The organism is Spirosoma sp. KNUC1025, assembly GCF_045160025.1.
In the GTDB taxonomy this organism is placed as follows: domain Bacteria; phylum Bacteroidota; class Bacteroidia; order Cytophagales; family Spirosomataceae; genus Spirosoma.
Genome location: NZ_CP087139.1, coordinates 6,592,348 through 6,614,758 on the forward strand (window position 1 = coordinate 6,592,348; position 22,411 = coordinate 6,614,758).

The 22,411-nt window shown below is 51.0% G+C and carries 14 protein-coding genes; 11 read left to right on the forward strand and 3 right to left on the reverse strand.

All coding sequences use genetic code 11. The features are described 5' to 3' along the window. Window positions 1-30 precede the first annotated feature (30 nt). The 3 genes from LN737_RS28820 (at window position 31) to LN737_RS28830 (ending at window position 7,433) form a co-directional block, all read left to right on the forward strand. Window positions 31-2,478, forward strand: coding sequence for an ABC transporter permease (locus LN737_RS28820; protein ID WP_405514396.1), 2,448 nt, complete (start codon window positions 31-33; stop codon window positions 2,476-2,478). Window positions 2,479-2,582: 104 nt separating this feature from the next. Continuing rightward, a complete protein-coding gene (locus LN737_RS28825) occupies window positions 2,583-4,970 on the forward strand; it encodes an ABC transporter permease (RefSeq protein WP_405514398.1) in 2,388 nt (795 codons plus the stop codon). 93 nt (window positions 4,971-5,063) lie between these two features. Continuing rightward, window positions 5,064-7,433, forward strand: coding sequence for an ABC transporter permease (locus tag LN737_RS28830; protein WP_405514400.1), 2,370 nt, complete (start codon window positions 5,064-5,066; stop codon window positions 7,431-7,433). Between the two features lie 248 nt (window positions 7,434-7,681). Here LN737_RS28830 and katG read toward each other — a convergent pair whose 3' ends face one another. Next, window positions 7,682-9,973: a catalase/peroxidase HPI gene (katG, locus tag LN737_RS28835; RefSeq protein ID WP_405514402.1), complete on the reverse strand. Its 2,292-nt coding sequence runs from the start codon at window positions 9,971-9,973 to the stop codon at window positions 7,682-7,684. Between the two features lie 398 nt (window positions 9,974-10,371). Between katG and LN737_RS28840 the strand changes: the two genes are divergently transcribed. From LN737_RS28840 to LN737_RS28850, 3 genes are all read left to right on the forward strand, one after another. Further along, window positions 10,372-12,756: an ABC transporter permease gene (locus tag LN737_RS28840; RefSeq protein ID WP_405514404.1), complete on the forward strand. Its 2,385-nt coding sequence runs from the start codon at window positions 10,372-10,374 to the stop codon at window positions 12,754-12,756. A 95-nt stretch (window positions 12,757-12,851) separates the two neighbouring features. After that, window positions 12,852-15,311 (forward strand): ABC transporter permease, encoded by a 2,460-nt coding sequence (locus LN737_RS28845; protein WP_405514406.1) that lies wholly within the window; start codon window positions 12,852-12,854, stop codon window positions 15,309-15,311. A gap of 271 nt (window positions 15,312-15,582) precedes the next feature. Next, a complete protein-coding gene (locus LN737_RS28850) occupies window positions 15,583-16,170 on the forward strand; it encodes a hypothetical protein (protein WP_405514407.1) in 588 nt (195 codons plus the stop codon). A gap of 38 nt (window positions 16,171-16,208) precedes the next feature. On the opposite strand, the gene LN737_RS28855 is transcribed toward LN737_RS28850, so the two are convergent. After that, complete coding sequence (locus LN737_RS28855; protein WP_405514409.1) at window positions 16,209-16,742, reverse strand: hypothetical protein; 534 nt, start codon at window positions 16,740-16,742, stop codon at window positions 16,209-16,211. A gap of 161 nt (window positions 16,743-16,903) precedes the next feature. Continuing rightward, complete coding sequence (locus LN737_RS28860; protein WP_405514410.1) at window positions 16,904-17,467, reverse strand: hypothetical protein; 564 nt, start codon at window positions 17,465-17,467, stop codon at window positions 16,904-16,906. A 241-nt stretch (window positions 17,468-17,708) separates the two neighbouring features. On the opposite strand from LN737_RS28860, the gene LN737_RS28865 reads away from it, so the two are divergent. From LN737_RS28865 to LN737_RS28885, 5 genes are all read left to right on the forward strand, one after another. After that, window positions 17,709-18,254 carry an RNA polymerase sigma factor gene (locus tag LN737_RS28865; RefSeq protein ID WP_405520565.1) on the forward strand — a complete coding sequence of 182 codons (546 nt, stop codon included), beginning with the start codon at window positions 17,709-17,711 and terminating at the stop codon, window positions 18,252-18,254. Continuing rightward, complete coding sequence (locus LN737_RS28870; RefSeq protein WP_405514412.1) at window positions 18,235-19,065, forward strand: HEAT repeat domain-containing protein; 831 nt, start codon at window positions 18,235-18,237, stop codon at window positions 19,063-19,065. Before LN737_RS28865 ends, LN737_RS28870 begins: the two co-directional genes overlap by 20 nt. A gap of 107 nt (window positions 19,066-19,172) precedes the next feature. Next, a complete protein-coding gene (locus tag LN737_RS28875) occupies window positions 19,173-20,042 on the forward strand; it encodes a DUF4097 family beta strand repeat-containing protein (RefSeq protein ID WP_405514414.1) in 870 nt (289 codons plus the stop codon). Next, window positions 20,042-20,878, forward strand: a complete 837-nt coding sequence (locus LN737_RS28880) for a DUF4097 family beta strand repeat-containing protein (protein WP_405514415.1) — start codon at window positions 20,042-20,044, stop codon at window positions 20,876-20,878. The genes LN737_RS28875 and LN737_RS28880 overlap by 1 nt, the downstream gene beginning before the upstream one ends. A gap of 10 nt (window positions 20,879-20,888) precedes the next feature. Next, complete coding sequence (locus LN737_RS28885) at window positions 20,889-22,391, forward strand: serine hydrolase (protein WP_405514417.1); 1,503 nt, start codon at window positions 20,889-20,891, stop codon at window positions 22,389-22,391. Window positions 22,392-22,411 lie beyond the last annotated feature (20 nt).

Genomic DNA, 22,411 nt, shown 5'->3' on the forward strand with positions numbered 1-22,411 from the left:
CTTTCTGCCTGTTCCCTTCTCCCTAACCCCATGCTAACCAACTACGTCAAAATCGCTTTTCGCAACCTTGGGCGCAATCGATTAACCACGATACTCAATGTGGTGGGTCTGTCGGTGGGTATTGCGTCCTGTCTGGTGATTTACCTCATTGTGCGGTTCGAACTTAGTTTTGACAAGAAAGTACCCGGCAGCGAGCAGGTGTACCGGCTCGTGACCAAGTTCAAGTTCGGCGATGAGTTTTACTACAACCCTGGCCTGGCGGCTCCTATTCCCGAAGCAGTACGGACAAACCTGGCGGGCGTGAAAACCGTTGCGCCCTATCACACAGGCAGTTTTCAGGTGGTTGAGATTCCTCGCCCGGGAGCTGAACCCCTTCAGATACGTGCCGGGAAGGACGAACAGGATAGGATGGTCAGTACGAACGGAACATTCTTCGACATTTTACCCCGGCAATGGATAGCCGGAACACCTGAAACATCGCTGTCGAAGCCCGATCAGATTGTATTGACCGAAAAACAGGCCCGGCGATATTTTGGTGAAGCCAGCCCCGCGGTTGTCGGCCGTCGGCTCATTGGAAAGCAGTATAAAGATACCCTGATGCTCACGGTTTCGGGACTGGTAAAAGACCTTGACGCGCCCAGCAATTTTGACTTTCAGTCGTTTGTCTCGCTGGCAACACAAACGACCCGTAAAAAGCGCCGGGAAGAGATGGCGTTCGACCAGTGGAATAGTACTAGTTCTTCATCCCAGTGCCTGCTCAGACTGACGCCCCGTACTGATCCTGACCGTATTGGCGAGCAGGTTACCAGGCTGGCGGATGCCAATGTTCCGGCCACAGAAAAGGTAGGCGACCGCTGGCTATGGCTACAACCCCTCGATGATGTCCATTTCAACGCTAATTATGCGGGTGGCCAGCACGTAGCCCATAAGCCTACGTTACTGATTCTGGGTGTGGTCGGCAGTTTTTTACTGCTACTGGCCAGCATTAATTTTATCAACCTGTCAACCGCGCAATCGACTCAACGGGCAAAGGAAATCGGCATCCGTAAATCGCTGGGCAGCGAACGTCGGCAACTGATGACTCAATTTTTAGGAGAAACCCTGCTGCTCACGCTTATTGCCGCCAGTGCATCGTTGATATTGGCGCAGGGAGCCTTAACGTATCTGGGTGATATTGTGCCTAAAGGAGTTACCCTCGATTTTAGCCAGCCAGGTCTTTATTTGTTTCTGCTTGCCATAGCGCTTTTCACATCCCTACTGGCTGGCCTCTATCCCGGTGCGCTGCTGGCCCGGCTTTCACCCATTGCTACGTTACGCAATCAGACCGGGCAGGCGGGTGGCAGTGCAACGCTACGTAAGGGACTGATTGTCGGTCAATTCACCGTAGCCCAGGTATTTATTATCGGGGCTTTGCTGGTTGGTCAGCAACTCCGGTTCATGATAAATACAGATCAGGGCTTTCAGCGTGAAGCCATTATTACGTTTCCGACGCCGACCAGTTCATTTTTTAACGGCGACCACCATAATGTTCGCTTTACACTGGCTGATCGTATTCGCAGGCTGGCGGGTGTCGAGCAGGTAAGCATGGCCAATCAGATGCCCCTGTCGAGTGGGTGGTCTACTTCGACGATGGAATACGTTGGCCGGAAGGGCAAGTCGGAGGTGAACGTGTATCGCAAAGAGGTGGATACCAGCTTTATAGCTATTTACGGGCTAAAACTGCTGGCAGGCCGGAACCTGATGGCAAGCGATACAGCCAATGAGTTAGTCATCAACGAGACCTTGGCCCGATACCTGGGTTTTCAGAAGCCGTCGCAGGCCATTGGAAAGCTGCTCGACAAGAAACCTATCGTTGGCGTACTACGTAATTTTAATCATCGTTCCCTGCACAACACCATCCAGCCTACCGCGCTGATGAGCCATAAAGAGAACCTGCATGTATTTAATGTGCGGTTCAGGCGGAGTGAGGCTACTTCGTTCGACCAGACCCTGGCGCAGATCAGAACCCTCTGGGCCAGTACCTATCCCGGCGAGCTGTTTGAACCAAAATTCGTTGACGAAGCGATAGCCGAACTGTATAGCAAAGAGCGCAATCTGGGCAAACTCATTACACTGGCAACGGGCATTGCCGTGCTGATCAGTTGCCTGGGTTTATTCGGTCTCGTTACGTTTACAGCCGAGCGTAGAACGAAGGAAATTGGCATCCGCAAAGTATTGGGGGCGTCCGTGGCCAGCATCGTTTCGCTCCTGTCCAGAGATTTCCTGCTTCTTATACTCGTGGCGGTGGTGATTGCTTCGCCCCTGGCCTGGTGGGGCGTCAATCAGTGGCTACAGTCCTTTGCCTACCGAATCGAGTTACCCCTTGGCTTATTTATGCTGGCGGATCTGCTTATTGTAGGTATCTCGCTGATAACAATAAGTTTTCAGAGCATCAAAGCAGCGTTAACCAATCCGGTTACGTCTTTAAGAGCGGAATAAAAGGAGAAGGGGACAGGCAGAAAGGAAAAAGGGAAACGAATGAATCCTAGTCCTTTTCCCTTCTCCTTTCTGCCTGTTCCTTTATTCCTTTACCCCATACTCCTATGCTCATTAACTATCTTAAAATCGCCTGGCGAAACTTGCGAAAAGACAAGTTTTACAGCCTGATCAACATTCTTGGCCTGACCATCGGGGTTACCTGTGGCCTGCTCCTGTTGCTCTACGTAACGGACGAACTGAGCTTTGACCGCTATCAGGCCAATGCTTCCCAGATTTACCGGATCGTCTCGTACATTACCGAGCCCGACAAAGTCAACCGCTGGAGCAGTACGCAGCCTGCGTTAGCCACAACTCTGAAGAAAGATTACCCGTTTGTTAAAAATTACGTGCGCTTCTTTCCATACGGCCGGGTGATGTTTCGGCAGGGCGAAAAGCGTTTTTATGAAGATAACATCTACTCGGCCGATTCGACGGTCTTCGATGTATTCAGCTATAAATTCATTGAAGGCAGCCCCAAAACAGCGCTGGCTCAGCCGGGCAGCGTAGTGCTGACGCAGAAATCGGCGCAGAAATTCTTCGGCTCGGGCAGCGCTCTGGGTCAGGCGCTTCAAACGAACGATACAACTTTCTATAAAGTGACGGGCGTGATCGAAGATGTACCCAAGAACTCGCACTTTACGTTCAACGCCCTGCTTTCTACTGGCCAGAGCGAACGGAGCCAGGCCACATCCTGGGGGGCATTCTACGTCTACAGCTACCTCGTGCTGCCCGAAAACTTCGACACCAACGTACTGACCAGCAAATTCCCGCAGGTGTACGACAAATACATCGGCCCGATTTTCAAGCGGATGGGTATCAAGGTGACGTACGAACTACAGCCGCTGACCAGCATTCACCTGTATTCGAATTACGAAGGCGAATCGAGTGGCAACATTGGCTACGTATATACATTCAGTGCAGTTGCTTTTTTCATGCTGCTCATTGCCAGTATTAATTACATGAATCTGGCCACGGCCCGCTCGGCCAAACGGGCCAAAGAAGTAGGGCTTCGGAAGGTGATGGGTACGGTACGTAGCAGGCTGATGGCGCAATTTCTGACCGAGTCCGTGCTTATGACCGTACTGGCGCTGGCTGCGAGCCTGATACTGGTGCTTCTTCTGCTGCCCTTTTTCAATACTGTTTCCGGAAAAGACATCCATTTCGGTGAACTGTTACAGCCGCAGTTTCTGCTGATTGCGCTGGCCATCGTTGTCTTTACAGGCTTCATCAGCGGCAGTTACCCGGCGTTCTTTTTGTCGTCTTTCGAACCGGCCGCCGTATTGAAAGGGTCATTTAATGCCAAAGGCGGCAGTTTTTTCCGCAAAGCACTGGTTGTCGCGCAGTTTTCCATTTCGCTCATTATGCTTATCTGCACCTGGATTGTCTATAAGCAGCTCAATTTCATGCGCAATCATGATCTGGGTTACGACCGGGAGCAGGTGTTGACCATCGACTATCAGGACAGGCAGCCCAGAGAGCGTTTTAATGCGTTGCGAAATACGTTGCTGGCCAATCCGGCAATCCGGGACGTAGCCTCGGCCTCGTCGCCCACCAGCAACATCGGTGGGCGGGTCATTTTCACGGTGGAATCGAATACGGGGCTGAAAGAGATGGGGTTCAAACCCGTGCAGGTCGACTACGATTACCTGAAAACGATGGGGATGAAGGTGGTCAGCGGGCGCGACTTCTCCGATAAAATTCCGGCTGATACGCTCAATTCGGTGCTTATCAACCAGGCGGCCGTAGAACGTATGGGCTGGAAAGAGCCGCTTGGCAAAAAAGTTATTCTCGGCAGCCTTCCACAGGACGGAAAGCCGGGGCCACCCACAGCACAGGTTATCGGGGTAGTAAAGGATTTCCATCAGCAATCGCTCTACAACCCTATCGAGCCCATGATTATCCTGTGTCGTCGGGCCAATTCGGTTATTCACATCAAAATACAGCCGCAGAATGTCGATAAAACCGTCGCGTTTATTGGGCAGAAATGGCGGGAAACGTACCCGGACCGGCTGTTTGAATACCGCTTTCTGGACCAGGATTTTGAGTCGGCTTATCAGGCGGATGAACGACGGGGCCGCATTTTCTCGGCATTTTCAGCCCTGACCATCCTCATTGCCTGTCTGGGTCTGTTTGGGCTGGCTACGTTCACGACTGAGCAGCGGGTGAAGGAAATCGGGGTACGGAAGGTTCTGGGGGCATCGGTATCGAGCGTAGTGGTACTGCTGTCGAAAGACTTCACCAAGCTCGTGCTGCTTTCGTTCCCGATTGCAATTCCGATAGCCTGGTATTCGATGTACAAATGGTTACAGAATTTTCCGTACAAAACCGATATCGGCGTCTGGATTTTCGTGATTGCCTGTCTGCTGACCCTGCTCATTTGTTGGGCCACGGTCGTATATCAGAGTGTAAAAGCAGCGGTAACTAATCCAGTAAAATCGTTAAGAACGGAATGACAGGAACAGGGAACAGGCAGAAGGTAGAAAGAAGACCATCCTGTTCCTTTCTCCCTTTTCCCTTCTGCCTGTTCCTTTAATCCTCACTTTTCTATGCTAACCAATTATCTCAAAATCGCCTGGCGGAACATCGTCCGCAACAAAGCGTTTTCCGCTATCAATATGCTGGGTCTGGCTCTCGGTATGGCCTGTAGTCTACTGATCTTTCTGTGGATTCAGGATGAGCTGAGTGTGGATAACTACCATGCCAACGGCCCCCAGCTTTACAACATCATGGAACGGCAGTTTTATGACGGAAAGATTGTGGCTCATGGTGCTACGCCCGCGCTGCTGCCTGATGAGTTGAAAAAGCAGTTCCCGGAAATTGTCTATGCGGCTGGCCTTACGGGCTGGGATGCGCACATGACGTTTGCCGCAGGCGATAAAACCAATAGGGAAATGGGTCGCTGGGCCGGTGCCGACTGGTTTCAGATGTTCAGTATTCCGGTGCTGGCGGGTACGGCTAAAACAGCTCTTAACGGCCCTAATAACCTGGCTATTTCCCGAAAAGCAGCCGTCACTTATTTCGGCAGCCCTCAGTCCGCCATCGGCAAATCAATCCGAATCGATAACGACAAAGATTATCAGGTAACCGCCGTTTTCGAGAATTTACCCGAAACATCATCCGACAAATACGACTTTCTGCTCAACTGGCAGGATTGCATCAGCCGGAATTCCTGGATGAAAGAATGGGGTAACAATGGCCCCCGCACCCGTATCATGCTTCGGCCCGACGCCAACGTAGCGAATCTGAATGCTAAACTGGGACCCTTTCTAAAAAAATACAATAAAGAGCTTGACGACAAATTCAACATCGAGTTGTTCCTGCAACCCTATCAGGAAGCGTACTTGTACGCCAATTTTGAGAATGGTCAGCAGTCGGGTGGGCGAATTGATTACGTTCGGCTGTTTGCCATTGTGGCCGTATTCCTGTTGGTCATTGCCTGCATCAACTTCATGAATCTGGCCACGGCCCGCTCGGCCAAACGAGCGCGGGAAGTCGGCGTTCGGAAAGTGGTGGGCGCCTTGCGAAGTCTGCTCGTCGGGCAATTTGTTGGCGAAGCCTTATTGCTGACGATTCTTTCCCTGGGCATCGCGCTGGCATTGGTGTATTTGCTTCTTCCCGACTTTAATGCCCTGACGGGCAAACACATCCGTCTCCACCTGACGAACAGTACGTTCTGGCTGATTATTCTGGGGATGACTCTCCTTACGGGCATTGTGGCCGGCAGTTATCCAGCCTTGTTTTTATCATCGCTGAATCCAGTACGGGTGCTCAAAGGTTCCCTCAAATTTGGGGCTGGGGCGCGTCTGTTTCGGCAGGGACTGGTTGTCTTTCAGTTCGTTCTGTCGATGCTGCTTATCGTAGGAACCATTGTGGTGTATCGTCAGGTAAATTTCCTGCAAACCAAAAACCTCGGTTACGACCGGGAAAACCTGATTTATCTGTCAGCCGACGGCGATATCGTCAATCGCTTTCAGACCTTCAAGGCAGAGCTGCTGGAAATGCCCGGTATTCAGGCTGTGTCGTATATGGATGAGTCGCCGGTCGATATCAGCAGCAGTACAGGCGGAGTAAGCTGGACCGGCAAAGACCCGAACGTTAATATTCAATTTATGCACGCAGGGGTCGGATATGATTTTATAAAATCAATGAAAATCCGCATCAAAGGGCGTGAATTTTCGAAAGAGTACGGCACCGATTCCACCAATTATCTGGTCAACGAAGCTGCCGTCAGACGTATCGGCTACAAAAACCCTGTTGGCCAGCCGATTACCCAATGGGGCAAGCCCGGTAAAATCATCGGCGTTATGGAGGATTTTCATTATCAGTCGCTCCACACTGCGATTCAGCCGCTTATTCTACGGTTTGCCCCGGATGCGGGTCGGAAAACGGTGCTGGTACGGACGCAGCCCGGCCAGACCAAACAGGCGCTGGCCAGTCTGGAAGCCACCTGGAAGCAGCTCAATCCGAAGTTTCCGTTTACGTATCAGTTTGCCGATGCCGATTACAGGAATTTATACGAGAGCGAATCCGTCGTTGGTAGTCTGGCCAATTACTTTGCGTTTCTGGCTATCTTCATTTCCTGCCTGGGCTTGTTTGGCCTGTCGGCATTCACGGCGGAACAACGGACCAAGGAAATTGGCGTGCGCAAAGTGCTGGGCGCTTCCGTGCCCAACATCATCAGCCTGCTGTCTACCGATTTTCTCAAATTAGTGCTGATCGCCATACTGATTGCCAGTCCCTTAGCCTGGTACACCATGAACCAGTGGCTGCAGGGCTTCGCCTACAAGCTGCCCGTTACGTGGTGGATTTTTGCGTTAGCTGGTGTGCTGGCCGTAGCCATTGCCCTGCTGACGGTGAGTTTCCAGAGCATCAAAGCCGCCCTGATGAACCCCGTGAAGAGCTTGCGAAGCGAGTAAAGCCGACCGGATCCTACGGTTTAACAACCGACAGATCACGACGTACGAGCCAGACTTGCCCATTCTGTATGTTGAGAACCTTTGATACCTAACGGCATCGTAAAACCAGTTGCTTGACTAGTTAAATTGAGCGCTGTAGTTGTAATACCGACCATCCCGGTCGGTATTACAAGCCATTATTCTCGTTAAAAAAGTAAAGCTGATCCCGGAAACAGGTCAGCTTTACTTTTTAGTGGTAACGTACTGAATTAGACCAGTTCGAAGCGATCCAGATTCATTACTTTATTCCAGGCTGCTACGAAGTCCTTCACAAATTTTTCGTTCGCATCAGCACTAGCGTATACTTCGGCAACAGCGCGAAGTTCTGAGTTCGAGCCGAAAATAAGATCATTACGCGTTGCCGTCCATTTCGGCTCGCCGGTAGAACGGTCACGTCCTTCAAATACTTCTTTATGGTCAGCCGTCGCCTTCCAGCTCGTACGCATGTCAAGCAGGTTGACAAAGAAATCGTTGGTCAATACGCCCGGCCGGTCGGTGAAAATACCAAGTTTAGATCCATCGAAGTTGGCATTCAGGGCACGCATCCCGCCAACCAGCACCGTCAGTTCAGACGCCGTGAGGTTCAGCAACTGCGCTTTGTCGATCAGCAGTTCTTCGGTCGATACGGTGTATTTCGTTTTCAGATAGTTGCGGAATCCATCGGCATTCGGTTCCAACACCGCAAAAGATTCTACATCGGTTTGTTCTTCCAGCGCATCCATTCTACCAGCCGTAAACGGAACGGTTACGTCCTGACCTGCTGCTTTAGCTGCTTTCTCAACACCCGCGCAACCCGCCAGTACAATCAGGTCGGCCAGCGAAACCTTTTTGCCATTGGCCTGCGTACTGTTAAATTCCTCCTGAATGCTTTCCAGAATGCCCAGCACCTTAGCCAGTTGGGGAGGATTGTTGGCTTCCCAATCTTTCTGAGGGGCCAGTCGAATCCGTGCGCCGTTGGCACCGCCCCGCTTATCCGATCCGCGGAAGGTCGAAGCCGAAGCCCAGGCCGTTGATACCAATTCCGGTACGCTCAAGCCAGAAGCCAATATGTTCGCTTTCAGTGCAGCAGTGTCGTTTTCATCAATCAGTTCATGATCCACCGCCGGAATGGGATCTTGCCAGATCAATTCCTCTGCCGGTACGTCAGGGCCCAAGTAGCGGGCGCGAGGACCCATATCGCGGTGCGTCAGCTTAAACCAGGCACGGGCAAACGCATCGGCAAACGCGTCGGGATTTTCGAGAAAATGTCTTGAAATTTTTTCAAACCCGGGATCGAGCCGTAGTGACAGGTCGGTTGTCAGCATGGTTGGCCGATGGCTTTTCGCTGCGTCGTGTGCATCTGGAATGATCGTATCGGCATCTTTCGCGACCCACTGATGAGCACCACCGGGGCTTTTGGTTAACTCCCACTCGAACCCAAACAAGTTTTCGAAATAGTTATTGCTCCACAGCGTAGGCGTTTTTGTCCAGGTCACTTCTAGGCCGCTGGTAATGGTGTCGGGACCCTTACCACTTCCAAAGCTGTTATTCCAGCCAAAGCCCTGAAGTTCCAGGTCAGCCGCTTCTGGTTCGGGGCCTACGTTGTCTGAAGAGGCCGCGCCGTGTGTTTTACCAAAACTATGTCCGCCCGCGATCAGCGCCACCGTTTCTTCGTCGTTCATGGCCATCCGGCCAAACGTATCACGGATATCTTTAGCCGAAGCAATCGGATCGGGCGTACCGTCCGGGCCTTCAGGGTTTACATAGATCAGCCCCATGTTGGCGGCAGCAAGTGGTTTCTCCAGATTGCGGGCATGAATTTTGCCATCGGCATCTTCGTCGGATACTAGCACGCTATGCTCTGCCACCCCTTCGGAGCCACCGGCATAACGCAGGTCGCTACCCAGCCATTTTGTTTCAGAACCCCAGTAAACATCTTGTTCAGGCTCCCAGACGTCCTCACGGCCACCGGCAAAACCAAAGGTCTTAAAGCCCATCGATTCCAGCGCTACGTTACCCGTAAGAATCATCAGGTCGGCCCAGGAAAGTTTACGGCCATATTTCTGCTTGATCGGCCAAAGCAGCCGACGAGCCTTGTCGAGACTGACGTTGTCGGGCCAGCTGTTGAGTGGGGCAAACCGCTGCTGACCAGCTCCGGCACCACCACGGCCATCGCCAATGCGATACGTACCGGCACTATGCCAGGCCATCCGGATAAACAAAGGACCGTAGTGACCAAAATCGGCGGGCCACCACTCCTGCGAGTCAGTCATGAGGGCATGTAAATCGTTTTTCACAGCCTCCAGATCAAGACTTTTAAATTCCTCTGCGTAGTTAAACGTCTCCCCCATTGGGTTCGATAACGACGAATGCTGACGAAGAAGGTTAACTTTTAACTGATTAGGCCACCAGTCGCGGTTTTGTGTTCCATCACCGGCAGTGCTGATTTTTTGGGCAGGCTCGTTTGTCTGAACGCCACCGTAGAACGGGCATTTGCTGATGTCACCTGAATAGTTTTCCATAGGGGTAGAACAGTAGTTATTGACTGAAAGCGGTGGATTTTGTTCCGCTCACGTTGTTTTACAAGACAATAGTATCAGGAAAATACTTATCAATCAAATTGATTTAATTTATCTTTTTATTGACAAAATCTATTACTATACTCCCCGCTATAAATAACACCTATAACCCCATTTACTAAATAAAATAACAATATCCGCTGGTTAAATTGTCCGTAAATGGCCGTCCGAGTCGTCCATTTGCGGACATCATTTCTTGAACCCTAATTTTTAACTTCTGATAATCAGTAGTTTATCTGTTTGGTACGGCATTTGGTCGTTCGGTAAGAGTAAGGGTTGTCTGTACAGTCACTTGTTATATCCTTCACGTTCGCTTATCTGCTTCTTAACCTGCTTCGATTATGCTACGCAATCATATAAAAATCACGATTCGGACATTCTGGAAAAACAAGCTGTTTAGTGGCCTCAACGTAATCGGTTTGGGAATTGGGATGGCGGCTGTCTGGCTGATGGTGCTGTACGTAGTGGATGAGCTGAGCTACGACCGATTTCATACCAAAGCCGATCGGATTGTTCGGGTGGTCCAGTATGCACAGTGGCCGGGTGGTAATCTGAAACTCGCACCTACTTCAGCGCCCTTCGCGCCAGCGCTGAAGGCCGATTATCCGGAAGTGGAAAAAACCGTTCGGTTTAACGCGGAAGGCGGAGGTCTCATTACGTTCGGAGACAAGAAGATGGACGTGGGGAATATCTTTTTCACCGACCCGACCGTATTTGACGTATTTACCTTTCCGTTTCTGTACGGCGACCCAGGTACATCGCTGACTAAACCGCAAAGCATTGTATTGACCAGAACTATTGCCGAAAATCTGTTCGGTGATGCCAGCAAAGCCGTCGGCAAGGTCGTTGAATTCAGCAATCATTATCCGAATACGGTTACGGGCGTCATTGAGGACGTACCGACCAACTCACACCTGCAATTCAAGGCGTTACGTTCCCTGCCAGACAACTACACCGGCGGCTGGCAGAATGCAGAACTTTATACGTACCTGCTCCTGACCGAAGGCAGCCATTATAAAACGCTGGAGGCCAAACTACCCGGCTTTTTTCAGAAATACCTGAAAAAGGAAATGGGCAATGTTGACTATCGGCTGGAACTCCAGCCCCTTACGTCGATTCACCTTCACTCTCAGCTGGATTACGAAATCAGTCCGAATGGCAATGCCCGTACCGTCTCCATTTTTGCGGCCGTGGCCGCCCTGATTCTGCTGATTGCCTGCATCAACTACGTCAATCTGTACATAGCCCGCTCCCTCAAACGAACCCGCGAAGTGGGCGTTCGGAAAGCCATCGGCTCGTATCGGCAGCAATTGATCGGGCAATTTCTGACCGAATCCATGCTGATGACTTTGCTGGCAGGTTTGGTCAGTGCCGGGATGGTTGTTGTCGCGTTACCTTATTTTAACCAGATGGCCGACAAGGCCCTGGCGCTGGGTAGTTTACCAAGTACGTTACTGATCGTTACGCTATTCTCCCTGACTATCGGGGCCTTGAGCGGGCTGTATCCAGCGCTGAAGATGTCGGGCTTCCGGCCCGTGGCTGCCCTACGGAATCAGGTGGGCAATCAGTCGGGCAGCATCCTGTTCAAGCAGTCGCTGGTGGTTTTTCAGTTTGTGGCTACAGTGGCCCTGCTCGCCTGTTCCGGCATTGTGTACCAACAGATGCGGTTTGTGATGCACAAGGATTTAGGCTTCAACAAAGAACAGGTCCTTACGTTTCATATTGGTAGTGAAGCCGTTCGGCAACGTATCGATGCCCTTAAAGAAGCCCTGCTACGTAGTCCTCTCATTGAGAGTGCGTCGGCGGCCAGCAATCCGATCGGCAATAACAATATCGGCGGGACAGGCATGTTTTTTGAGCAAAATGGCAGCTTTACAGCTGATGCGCAGCGGGTCCAGAAATTTCTGGTCGATGCAGACTATGCCAAAACACTGGAGATCAACGTACTGACTGGCCGTAACTTTTCCGAATCCTTTAAAAGTGACGCGTCGGACGCTGTGCTCATCAACGAAACCTTAGCGAAGCAGCTAGGCTGGAAAGAAGCCGTTGGCAAGCGGGTAAAATACTACATTGATCAGGAAAACCACACCGCCGAAGCCCAGGTGATTGGCGTGGTCAGGGATTTCCACACATATTCACTTCAGCACAAAATTGAGCCGCTGGTGTTGCAGATGCCAAGTACCCTCGACAAAGACAATGTATACGTTCGGATTCAGCCCGCCAAAACAACGGAAGCGCTGGCTTATATCCAGTCGGTGTACCGCACCTTCGACCCGGCCAGTACGCTTGATTTTCATTTTCTGGACGAAAATTTTTCCCAGCAATACAAAGCCGAACAGAAACAGGGCGAAGTCTTACTGACATTCACCATTCTGGCCGTACTGATTGCCTGTCTGGGTTTGTTTGGTCTGGCGGCCTTTGCGGCAGAGCAGCGGACCAAAGAAATCGGGGTGCGCAAAGTACTCGGGGCCTCAGTGGCCAGCATCGTCACGTTGCTCTCCAAAGATTTCCTGAAACTGATTCTGATTGCTATTGTCATGGCAACACCCCTTGCCTGGTACGCGATGAATCAGTGGTTGCAGAGTTTTGCGTATAAAGTTGATAGTACATGGTGGGTCTTCGCGCTGGCGGGTTTGCTGGCCATCGTCATTGCTTTATTAACCGTGAGTTTTCAAAGTATCAAAGCAGCCTTAATGAATCCGGTCAAATCACTTAAAACGGAATAAAAGGAACAGGCAGAAGGGAAAAAGGAGAAGGTATATAATTGAATTGACTCTTTCTCCTTTTTCCCTTCTGCCTGTTCCCTTTCCCTTCTTATCCTATGCTAATCAACTACTTCAAAATTGCCTTTCGAAACCTGCGGAAAAACCGGGTATTTTCGATCATCAACATTGCCGGATTAGCCCTGGGGGTTGCGGCATTCATTCTGATTCTGGAATACGTAGCGTATGAACGTAGCGTCAATACGTTTCATAAAAATCTACCGACGCTCTATCGAATGCTGACCCAGACGCCCGAAGGCGATATTTGGGTCGATATGGCTCCGGCGGTTGGGCCACTGGCGAAACAGGAATTTCCGGAGGTGCGCGACTTTTGCCGGGTCGGTGAACATTCGGCCAATGGCATCGTGAGTGTTGCCGGACAAAAGAATGATGGCGCGCAGCAGGCATTTCGGGAAGACAAACTCGCCTATGCCGACGCCAGTTTCTTTACGCTCTTTACGTTCCCGCTCGTACAGGGAACGGCCTCTAGCGCCCTTACGCAACCCAATACGGTGGCGCTGTCGGAATCGCAGGCCCGGAAATATTTTGGCGACACGAAGGCGATGGGACGTACCCTGATTCTGAACAATCAGTTTGGCAAAACGCTGTATACCGTTACGGCGGTGTATGCCGACATGCCCCAGAATTCCGACCTGCTTTTCGATGCGGTATTCTCGCTGCAAACGCTGGCGAATCCGGCCAATCTGAACGGCAATACCTGGGCAAGACTGGATAGCTTTGATGGCTCTTTTCTGACTACATTCCTGCAACTACCTGATCGTGAACCGGGTGTGTCGGCTGATTATAAAGCACTGGCAGCTAAATTCAACGCTTATAAAAAGAAGGCCACCCCAAAAGACGAAAGCCTGTTTATGCTGCAGCCCGCCACAAACATGCACTTGGCGGCTTCGCTGAGCGATACATACCGGACCAGCGGCAGTCTGGGGTTTGTGTACCTGCTGAGCGGCATTGCGGGCCTGATTCTGCTGATTGCCTGGTTTAACTACGTGAATCTGTCGACGGCGGGCTCACTAAAACGGGCCAAAGAAGTAGGTGTTCGGAAAGTGATCGGTGCCGGACCGGGTCAGCTGATCGGGCAGTTTCTGGGTGAGTCGCTGCTGGTCAATGTTATTGGGTTTGTACTAGCCCTTATGCTGGTGATGCTGCTACAAGGGACTTTCAACGAATTCATCAAAAAAGATCTGTCGCTGGCGATACTGGATACCAATGGCTTCTGGCTCGCCGGACTGGGCCTGCTGATTTTGGGCGCGTTGGCATCGGGCGGGTACGTAGCGTTTGCCCTGACTTCGTTTCAACCCATACAAACCCTAAAAGGAGCGGGTTCATCTCCCCGAACCGGCAAGGGCGGCTGGCTGCGTGAAACGCTGGTCGTGGCTCAGTTCAGTACGTCGATTGTGCTGGTCATTGCCACTTGCGTGCTTTACAGGCAACTGTTGTATATGCAGAATAAAGACCTCGGTGTTCGGCTGGCACAGCGTGTGGTCATTCAGGGACCACAGGTCAATCAGAATGGCTCGTTTACGTCGGGGACGGCAGCCCTCGAACAGCAGCTTACCCAGTTGCCTTACGTGAAAAGTTTCTGCCAGACGGGCATTGTACCGGGCAATTATTACAACTTCACAGCGGGGGGTATTACCAAACAGAACCCGCGCCCCGGCGACGATAAGAAAGGCTACTCGATGGGTATCATCGACGACCGTTTTCTGAAAACCTACGAAATCGGGCTGGTGGCCGGACGTAATTTCAGCATTCGCGAAGCCGAATTGGGCTGGGAGAAAAGCGGTAAACTGATGGTCAATGAAACGGGCGCGAAACAGTTAGGGTTTCCCTCTGCCGAAAAAGCCGTTGGACAGATCATTAACTGGGGACAACCTTACGAAATCGTGGGCGTTGTGCGCGACTACCATCACCAGGGCTTGCAGCAGGCCATTGAACCGGTCATTTTTATGCCGCGCCGGTCGGTCAGCGATTTGACGGTTCAACTCACCACCGATCAGGTTCAGACTAAAATTGCTGAACTGGAACGTATCTACAAGGCCAGCTATCCCGGCAACCCGTTCGAGTTTTATTTCGCTGACGAAAATTACAACAAACAATACCAGAGCGAACAGCAATACGGTCAGGTGTTTACCATCGCATCGGCGCTCGCCATTTTCATTGCCTGTCTGGGCTTGTTTGGCCTGGCAGCCTTCACCACCGAGCAGCGGACCAAAGAAATCGGGGTGCGCAAAGTGCTCGGGGCATCGGTAACCAGCATCGTTACGTTGCTCTCCAAAGATTTCTTAAAGCTGGTACTGGTCGCGATCATCATTGCCTCGCCCATTGCCTGGTACGCCATGAACCGGTGGCTGCAGAACTTTGAATATAAGATTGCTATTGAGTGGTGGGTGTTCGCGCTGGCGGCTTTGCTGGCTACCGCAATTGCCGTTCTGACGGTTAGCTTCCAGAGCGTCAAAGCAGCCCTGACGAACCCGGTAAAATCACTGAAATCGGAATAGGAGGAACAGGGAACAGGCAGGAGGGAGAAAGGAGAAGGTACGTAATTGATTCGGCTTTATACCTTTTCCCTTCTGCCTGTTCCCTGTTCCTTCTCTGCCTGTACCCTGTTCCCCCCTCATTGTCCGCTGTCGTACGAAATTTGTCCGATTGCGGACATTTTGTTTCTTTTTTATGGCGAACAAATTGACTTACAGGCAGATACGGCCTTGGCACGAAGATAGCGGGAGTATTTCTACCTAAAAAATCATCTACTCAATCTCTGCCGATTTTATGAAAACGCTATGTACCCTGTTATTGATCGCGGTCAGCTTCAGTGCATTAGCTCAACGGTCGTCAAGCAAGCACGTTACGACCGACGGTCGGCAGCTTCGTATTCGCGTTGATATTGAACAACCCAATCGGACCATTCACTACAGTCGCTCATTCGACGTAGCGGATATGGACAAAGACGACGTAAAAGAACTGGAAGAGCACATCGTTGACTCGCTTGATCGGGCTATGTCCGAAGAAACGGTTGACATCAACGTCAACCGGAACTATGCCGATCGGGCCAGGAAAAAGCACAAGGAAAAAGAAGCTGAGATCGTCTATACGTCAAGCAACGATGGATCGGCAGAAAGCTCCATGCAGGCTCATGCTTCGTCGTCGCTGTCGGCAAGCGACGTAGCGCCATCGTCGGTACTGGTAAAGGAAGACAAAGAAAACGGTCGGCTCTGGATGCAGTATACCTTCGAGAAAGATGGTGAAGAACTGATCATCGAACGGACGGCTAATGTGATCGGTAAAAGCGAACGCGAAAAACAGGCCATTATCCGCGAAACCGAACGTAGCTTCGGCATCAAAACCGGAAATCAATAACAGCCTTGTTATAAGGGATTGATTTCGACGGCACTACGCTACAGTTGAAGCAGCGTAAAGATAGCCCCGGCGAAGTCAGCCCGCAAATTCTTGTCGATCAACGTAATGTACAGGTCCGACAGAACAACGACCTGTTTTTTGAGTGTATCTAGCCTGACCACAAAATTCAGATTGTAGGTAATCCTGGTCCTTTTGAGGGGCGACCCGGCTACTAATTCATCTCCTGTTTCTTCAGGGCGCAGATAATCCACCGTGGTTATCAACAGGCAGCTATCCTGGCCGACCCACTGTTTGTAATGAATCGAAAAGTTACCAACCTGAGGGGGAAGCCGATCAAGCAGAGTCAATACGTGTTGGGTATCCCGATCAGGCGCCATGTTCACCCAGCCTATCGGTTTGTAGAGTGTCTGGGCAAAAGCTTCATACTGGGTCGGGTCTTGCTGTAGTTGTTTTCCGAAGCGAATCGTTGCGGCCTTCATGGCCCTGTTTTGGAAGACGGGGTAAATAAGCAGTGACAGACCAATTAAAATAAACAGCGTCCAGACAACAAAAAACAGGGTTAACGGACTCATAAACGTTGCTACGCTCCCTATCAACCGTAGTTTTGTTTAGTCGTAAGCAGCAGGTATCAGGCAAACAAAGAGAGGTGCGGTGAATCGTTTTTCGGCCACCTCCCCACACGCTTCGCCAAAGAAGATTCAGCATACGATACCACTGTTTTGTATCCTGTAGCTTAGCGGATGGAATACGGAACGCTAATGGTATCGGTTTCTATCTCGTTGCTGATGTTCAAGGCACGATCCCGGATTTGAATTCTAAATTTAGTCGGGTAGATTTTATACGTATCGCCGTATTGATAAACCTGTTCCAGTTCAAGGTCGCCCTCGATAGCTCCCTTTTTGCCCTCCCGGCTCAGGCGAGGGAAATACAAGCTTGTATTCTCTCCCGTAGCCAGTTCTTTATACTGATTGTTCTCGAGCCGGAACGCACGAATCCTGTAATTGCCCCACCCGCCCGCTTGTGTATAGCGTTCTTTTTCATCGCTAGCTATGGGCAAGTCGTTGCCTAAATCACCATTGCCATCTGTAAAGCCAATGGTGATAATCAATGAGTCCCGCTTTTGCTGACCGACCCCGGTTCCGGCTTCCAGCGGGTATCGACTGATTCCCTTGAAGCTGATCTGGGGCGTATCGGAAAATTTAGGCTCCGTAAAACAACCGGAAGCCGCCAAGCTCAGTCCGAAAACAAGACCATACGGGTAGAAGATTGCTCTGAACGTAGCTAGGTGCTGCTGCATATGAGTATGTTATCATTACGTATGAGTTTATAACTAGCTAACTACAATTCAGCTGGTTAAGTATGGATAACGTAAAATTTAAAGAACAACGCCGGTGAGCGAACCCCAGTCTTTGTCCGCGCGGCCCGCAAAAAAATTTTTTTACATTTCTGTAACCTTCCCCACTTCGCGCAGTTTCCAGTCCAAAACCCACTAAACCCGATAGCAAAAACGGTTGAACACCCTGACAGACAACGCACTCATGCTGCAGGTAAAAGCAGGCAAAATAGACACGATGGGGTTGCTGTTCGAGCGATACCATCGGCCTCTGTTCGGCTTTCTTTTCCACATGACCAGCCAGCATGAGGCCAGCGAAGATATGCTGCAAACGGTGTTCTATCGGATGCTCAAGTATCGGCATACGTTTACCGGCGATGGGGAGTTCAGAAGCTGGATGTACCACCTGGCCCGCAACGTACTGGTCGACTACAGCAAGCAGAACAAGCGTTCGGCACAACAGTACGACATTGCCGACGTAGCGGAAAAGATTGGTGGCGGGCAAGCCGCCGACGAACGGTTTCAGAAAGAGCAGGAACTGGATACACTGCATCGGGCGATGGCAAAATTAAGCCCTGATAACCGCGAAGTACTGGTGCTGAGCCGATTTCAGGAGTTGAAATACGAGGAAATAGCGCGAGTACTCAACACAACAGAGGGAGCGATAAAGGTACGGGTTCACCGCGCAATGAATGAGTTGAAGAAAATTTATCTGACAATTGAAAATGGCAATGCAACCTATAAATTGTGAACAGGCAAACGAACGGATACCCGACTGGCTTAGCAACCAGTTGACCGAATCCGAGCGAACTGCTTTCGAATCACATCTGACCCAATGCCCGATCTGCGAGGCCGAAGCTAATTCGGTACGTCAGCTTTGGCAACTGATGGGCAAATTGCCTGCACCGGTGCCGGGCGATATGGCGCGGGTGCGGTTTCAGGCCATGCTCGATACGTATAAGGAAACCGTTATCGCTGAACAGGAAAGTGTTTTCGATAATCTGCTGGCAAAACTACGGCAACTCCGGGTTCCGAAATATGGCCTGCGTTTCGCCTATAGTCTTCTGATTCTGGGCATCGGTATGGCCGCCGGTTACTGGTTCAACCGCGCCAATACGCCTACCGTAGCGTACCAGCAGAAAATTGATACGTTGTCGACGCAGGTACAGGAAATGCGGCAGATGATGATGCTCTCAATGCTCGAAAATCCGGCCGCGTCTGAACGTCTCCGGGCCGTGAGCTATACTGAAGATATTCACCAGGTCGACGGTCAGGTGACCGAAGCCCTGCTGACTACACTCAATAACGACGCCAATGTAAATGTGCGCCTGGTTACGCTGGAAGCCCTGGCGAAACTGGCCGACAATCCGAAAGTGCGGGAAGGGCTGGTACAATCGATCACCCGGCAGGAGTCGCCCCTGGTGCAATCGGCGCTGGCTGATGTGATGGTAAAATTGCAGGAAAAACGATCGATCAAACCCCTCCGGCAACTGCTCCGCGACGATAATCTGAATCACTTAGTCAAGGGTAAAATTGAACAGAGCATTCGGGAGTTATCCTGATATTTTTTGTCATCCCGACGCAGGAGGGATCTTAAGGCGTACTATTACCGAAGATCCCTCCTGCGTCGGGATGACAAAAATAAAACCCTCAAATCCAAACAAATCCTATGAAACCTTTCCTTATCCCCGTATTGGCGGGGCTGGTGCTCGCTTGTGCTCAATCGCCAGCCCATGCGCAGGAATTTAAAGAACACGTTCGAAAAGAATTCACCGTATCGAAATCAGCAAACGGGTCGCTGGCCATTTACAACGTTAACGGCTTCATTAAAGTCGAAGGGTATTCGGGCGACAAAGTTGTGCTGGAGGTCGATAAAGCCATTACCGCTAAAAACAACCAGGATCTGGAGATCGGCAAAAAAGAGTTTCAGCTTGCTTTCGACCAGAAAGGTGATAGCCTCGTAGCCTACATTGCCGAACCGTTCGATTCGCGCCCCCGGCGAAATCGACACAATAACAACTGGAACAACGACCGGGACGTTGACTACGACTTTACCCTCGACTTTACGGTGAAAGTCCCCAACCATATGAACCTTATTATCTCGACGGTTAACCGGGGTGACGTAACCATAAAAGATGTAAACGGCTCACTGAAAGCACGTAACGTGAACGGAGCCATTACGCTCAGCAACATCAAAGGGACAACCGACGCCCACACCATCAACGGAAACGTCGATGTCGACTACGTAGCAAATCCACCCGAAAACTCGTCGTACTACACCCTCAACGGCAACATCCGGGTAACGTACCCAACCAACTTATCGGCCGACCTGCAATTCAAGACGTTCCAGGGAAGTTTTTACACCGACTTCCCCAACGCCGAACCGCTGCCGCTGCAAGCCACCAAAACCGAACAGAAAACCGGCAATGGTACGGTCTATAAAATCAACAAAAACACCGCCATCCGAATCGGTAGTGGCGGCAAAACATTCAAGTTCGAAACCTTTAACGGAAGCATTTACATTAAAAAACAATCCTGATGAAAACGAATAAATTGTCAATTGGAATACTGTTCATAAGCCTGCTCGTTGCTGGCCCCCTGCTTGCACAGAATGATGTGAAAGAGCAGCTCGTGGTGCCGCTGAGCGATCCGGGCAAGCCGGGTACCCTGCGGGTGAATCTGATCAACGGCTCTATCAATGTGGTTGGTTATAACGGCAAAGACGTAGTGATCGACATTGCGGCCAGCGGAGTCAACCGGCGCAACAAACGGGATGACGACGACCGCCCTTCAAATGGCATGAAACGTATCAGCACGGGCAACCCCTTCGATGTCAGTGCCCGCGAGAAAAGCAACACGGTCAGTGTAGAAGCGAATTCGGTCAATCAAACCGTCGACCTGACCATTAAAGTCCCGCAGCAGTTCTCGTTACGCATTGGCACGGTGAATCATGGCGAAATCTCAGTTGAAAACGTATCCGGCGAGCTGGAAGTGAACAACGTAAATGGCGCTATCGAGCTCAACAACATCGCTGGTTCGGCAATTGCCAATACGGTGAATGGTGCAGTAAAGGCTACGTTTAAAAGCGTAAATACCGATGCACCCATGGCATTCTCAACGCTTAATGGCAATGTCGACGTAACGTTTCCGGCTTCCGCCAAAGCGAACGTCAAGCTCAAATCTGACCGGGGCGACATCTTCACCGACTTCGACATCGATGTTGACAAGAGCGCATCTAAAGTCAACCGGACCAGTCAGAACGGCATGTACCGGGTAGCCATCGACGATTGGGTTCAGGGCAAAATCAACGGGGGTGGTCGCGAGATCATGATGAAAAACATGAACGGAAATATTTATATACGTAAAGCGAAATAAACGACGTACCATGACCGCGCATCGACTTCGTATTGCCACCTGCTTTTTAGGACTGGTAGCAACGCTTACGTTCAGCTTCGGACAAAGCGGGCCAGCGCCGTCTGCTAGGCCGGGCACTGCGAAAAAATCAGTGGACTCGCTCGACAGGTTTTTACGTGCTAAGATGAGCCAGCTTAGCATTCCGGGGATGCAGGTCGCCGTGGTCCAGCGCGGTCAACTGGTGCTCAATAAATCGTATGGGTTTGCCAACCTTCAGGATTCGGTCCCTGTAACCCATAAAAGTATTTTTGCCATTAACTCCTGCACAAAGGCATTTACGGGCGTGGCCATTATGCAACTCGTTGAGGACGGCAAGCTTGATCTATCGGCGCCCATTTCCCGTTACGTAGATGACCTTCCGGCCGATTGGCAACCCATTACGATAAAGCAACTGCTAACACACGTTTCGGGATTACCGGATATTCTTCGGGTGCTCAGTCCATCCACCGGCGGACTGGCCGATCTGGGTAGTGAAGAAGCAGCCTGGGAGAAAGTGAAGACAAGACCCATGGACTTTCGGACGGGCGAACAGTTTAGCTACAACCAGACAAATTACGTGTTGCTCGGCAAGGTCATCGACAGGTTACGCAGCAAACCATTCGCCCAGGTATTCAGCGAGCAGCAGTTTCAGCCCGCTGGTATGAAAAACACCGTTTTTGGTGATTCCCGCGATGTTATTCCGCATTTTGCGCCGACCTATTCGATCAAAAACAGCCTGGATGGAAAAAAACTGAGTGAAGCGAAACTGACGAACAACTACGCTGAATTTCCGGCCTCCCGCCGAACCGCATCGGGTCTGAACAGCACGGCCGAAGATATGGCACACTGGATTATCGCGTTGCAGCAAGGGAAATTACTGAAGACAAAAGCGGCACTCTATACCCTCTGGACACCTGGTACATACAACAACGGTTCGCCGACGCAATGGGCGCTCGGATGGGGGCTCACCAAATTTCGGCCAAAACACCGGGCTGTGGGTATGTCGGGTGGCGGCCGTTCTGCTTTTCTGGTTTACCCGGACGATGATCTGGCGGTTGTTGTGCTGACCAATTTGGGAGGCAGCTCGCCGGAGAATTTTATCGAAGAACTAGCTGGTTATTTTAACCCAGATATTCCGCAGTCTGACCCCATCACGGCACTACGTCTTCAATTGCAGAAGCGCGGTTTCGAACAGGCAATACCCGTTGCCAATGAGCTAAAAAAACGAAATCTTCAGCCGGATGAAAACGAACTAAACGATTGGGCCTACCGGGTGCTGAGCAGTGGGCAGACGAACGAAGCGCTTGAACTTTTCAAACTCAATGTGAGCCTCTATCCTGAAAGCTGGAATACGTACGACAGCCTGGCGGAGGGCTACGAGCGGTTAGGAAACCATACGTTAGCCATCGAAAATTACAAACGCTCGCTGGCCATGAATCCAAACAATACCAATGCAACCGGCCATCTCAAAAAGCTGGCACAGGTTAGCAAGTAACCCTGTAGAACGGAGTACAA

Bases quoted from the DNA above. Each gene is read 5' to 3' on its own strand.
- LN737_RS28840 (WP_405514404.1), top strand. From the start codon at position 10,372: ATGCTACGCAATCATATAAAAATCACGATTCGGACATTCTGGAAAAAC.
- LN737_RS28865 (WP_405520565.1), top strand. From the start codon at position 17,709: ATGCTGCAGGTAAAAGCAGGCAAAATAGACACGATGGGGTTGCTGTTC.
- LN737_RS28845 (WP_405514406.1), top strand. From the start codon at position 12,852: ATGCTAATCAACTACTTCAAAATTGCCTTTCGAAACCTGCGGAAAAAC.
- katG (WP_405514402.1), bottom strand. From the start codon at position 9,973: ATGGAAAACTATTCAGGTGACATCAGCAAATGCCCGTTCTACGGTGGC.
- LN737_RS28855 (WP_405514409.1), bottom strand. From the start codon at position 16,742: ATGAGTCCGTTAACCCTGTTTTTTGTTGTCTGGACGCTGTTTATTTTA.
- LN737_RS28850 (WP_405514407.1), top strand. From the start codon at position 15,583: ATGAAAACGCTATGTACCCTGTTATTGATCGCGGTCAGCTTCAGTGCA.
- LN737_RS28830 (WP_405514400.1), top strand. From the start codon at position 5,064: ATGCTAACCAATTATCTCAAAATCGCCTGGCGGAACATCGTCCGCAAC.
- LN737_RS28885 (WP_405514417.1), top strand. From the start codon at position 20,889: ATGACCGCGCATCGACTTCGTATTGCCACCTGCTTTTTAGGACTGGTA.
- LN737_RS28870 (WP_405514412.1), top strand. From the start codon at position 18,235: ATGCAACCTATAAATTGTGAACAGGCAAACGAACGGATACCCGACTGG.
- LN737_RS28820 (WP_405514396.1), top strand. From the start codon at position 31: ATGCTAACCAACTACGTCAAAATCGCTTTTCGCAACCTTGGGCGCAAT.
- LN737_RS28880 (WP_405514415.1), top strand. From the start codon at position 20,042: ATGAAAACGAATAAATTGTCAATTGGAATACTGTTCATAAGCCTGCTC.
- LN737_RS28860 (WP_405514410.1), bottom strand. From the start codon at position 17,467: ATGCAGCAGCACCTAGCTACGTTCAGAGCAATCTTCTACCCGTATGGT.
- LN737_RS28875 (WP_405514414.1), top strand. From the start codon at position 19,173: ATGAAACCTTTCCTTATCCCCGTATTGGCGGGGCTGGTGCTCGCTTGT.
- LN737_RS28825 (WP_405514398.1), top strand. From the start codon at position 2,583: ATGCTCATTAACTATCTTAAAATCGCCTGGCGAAACTTGCGAAAAGAC.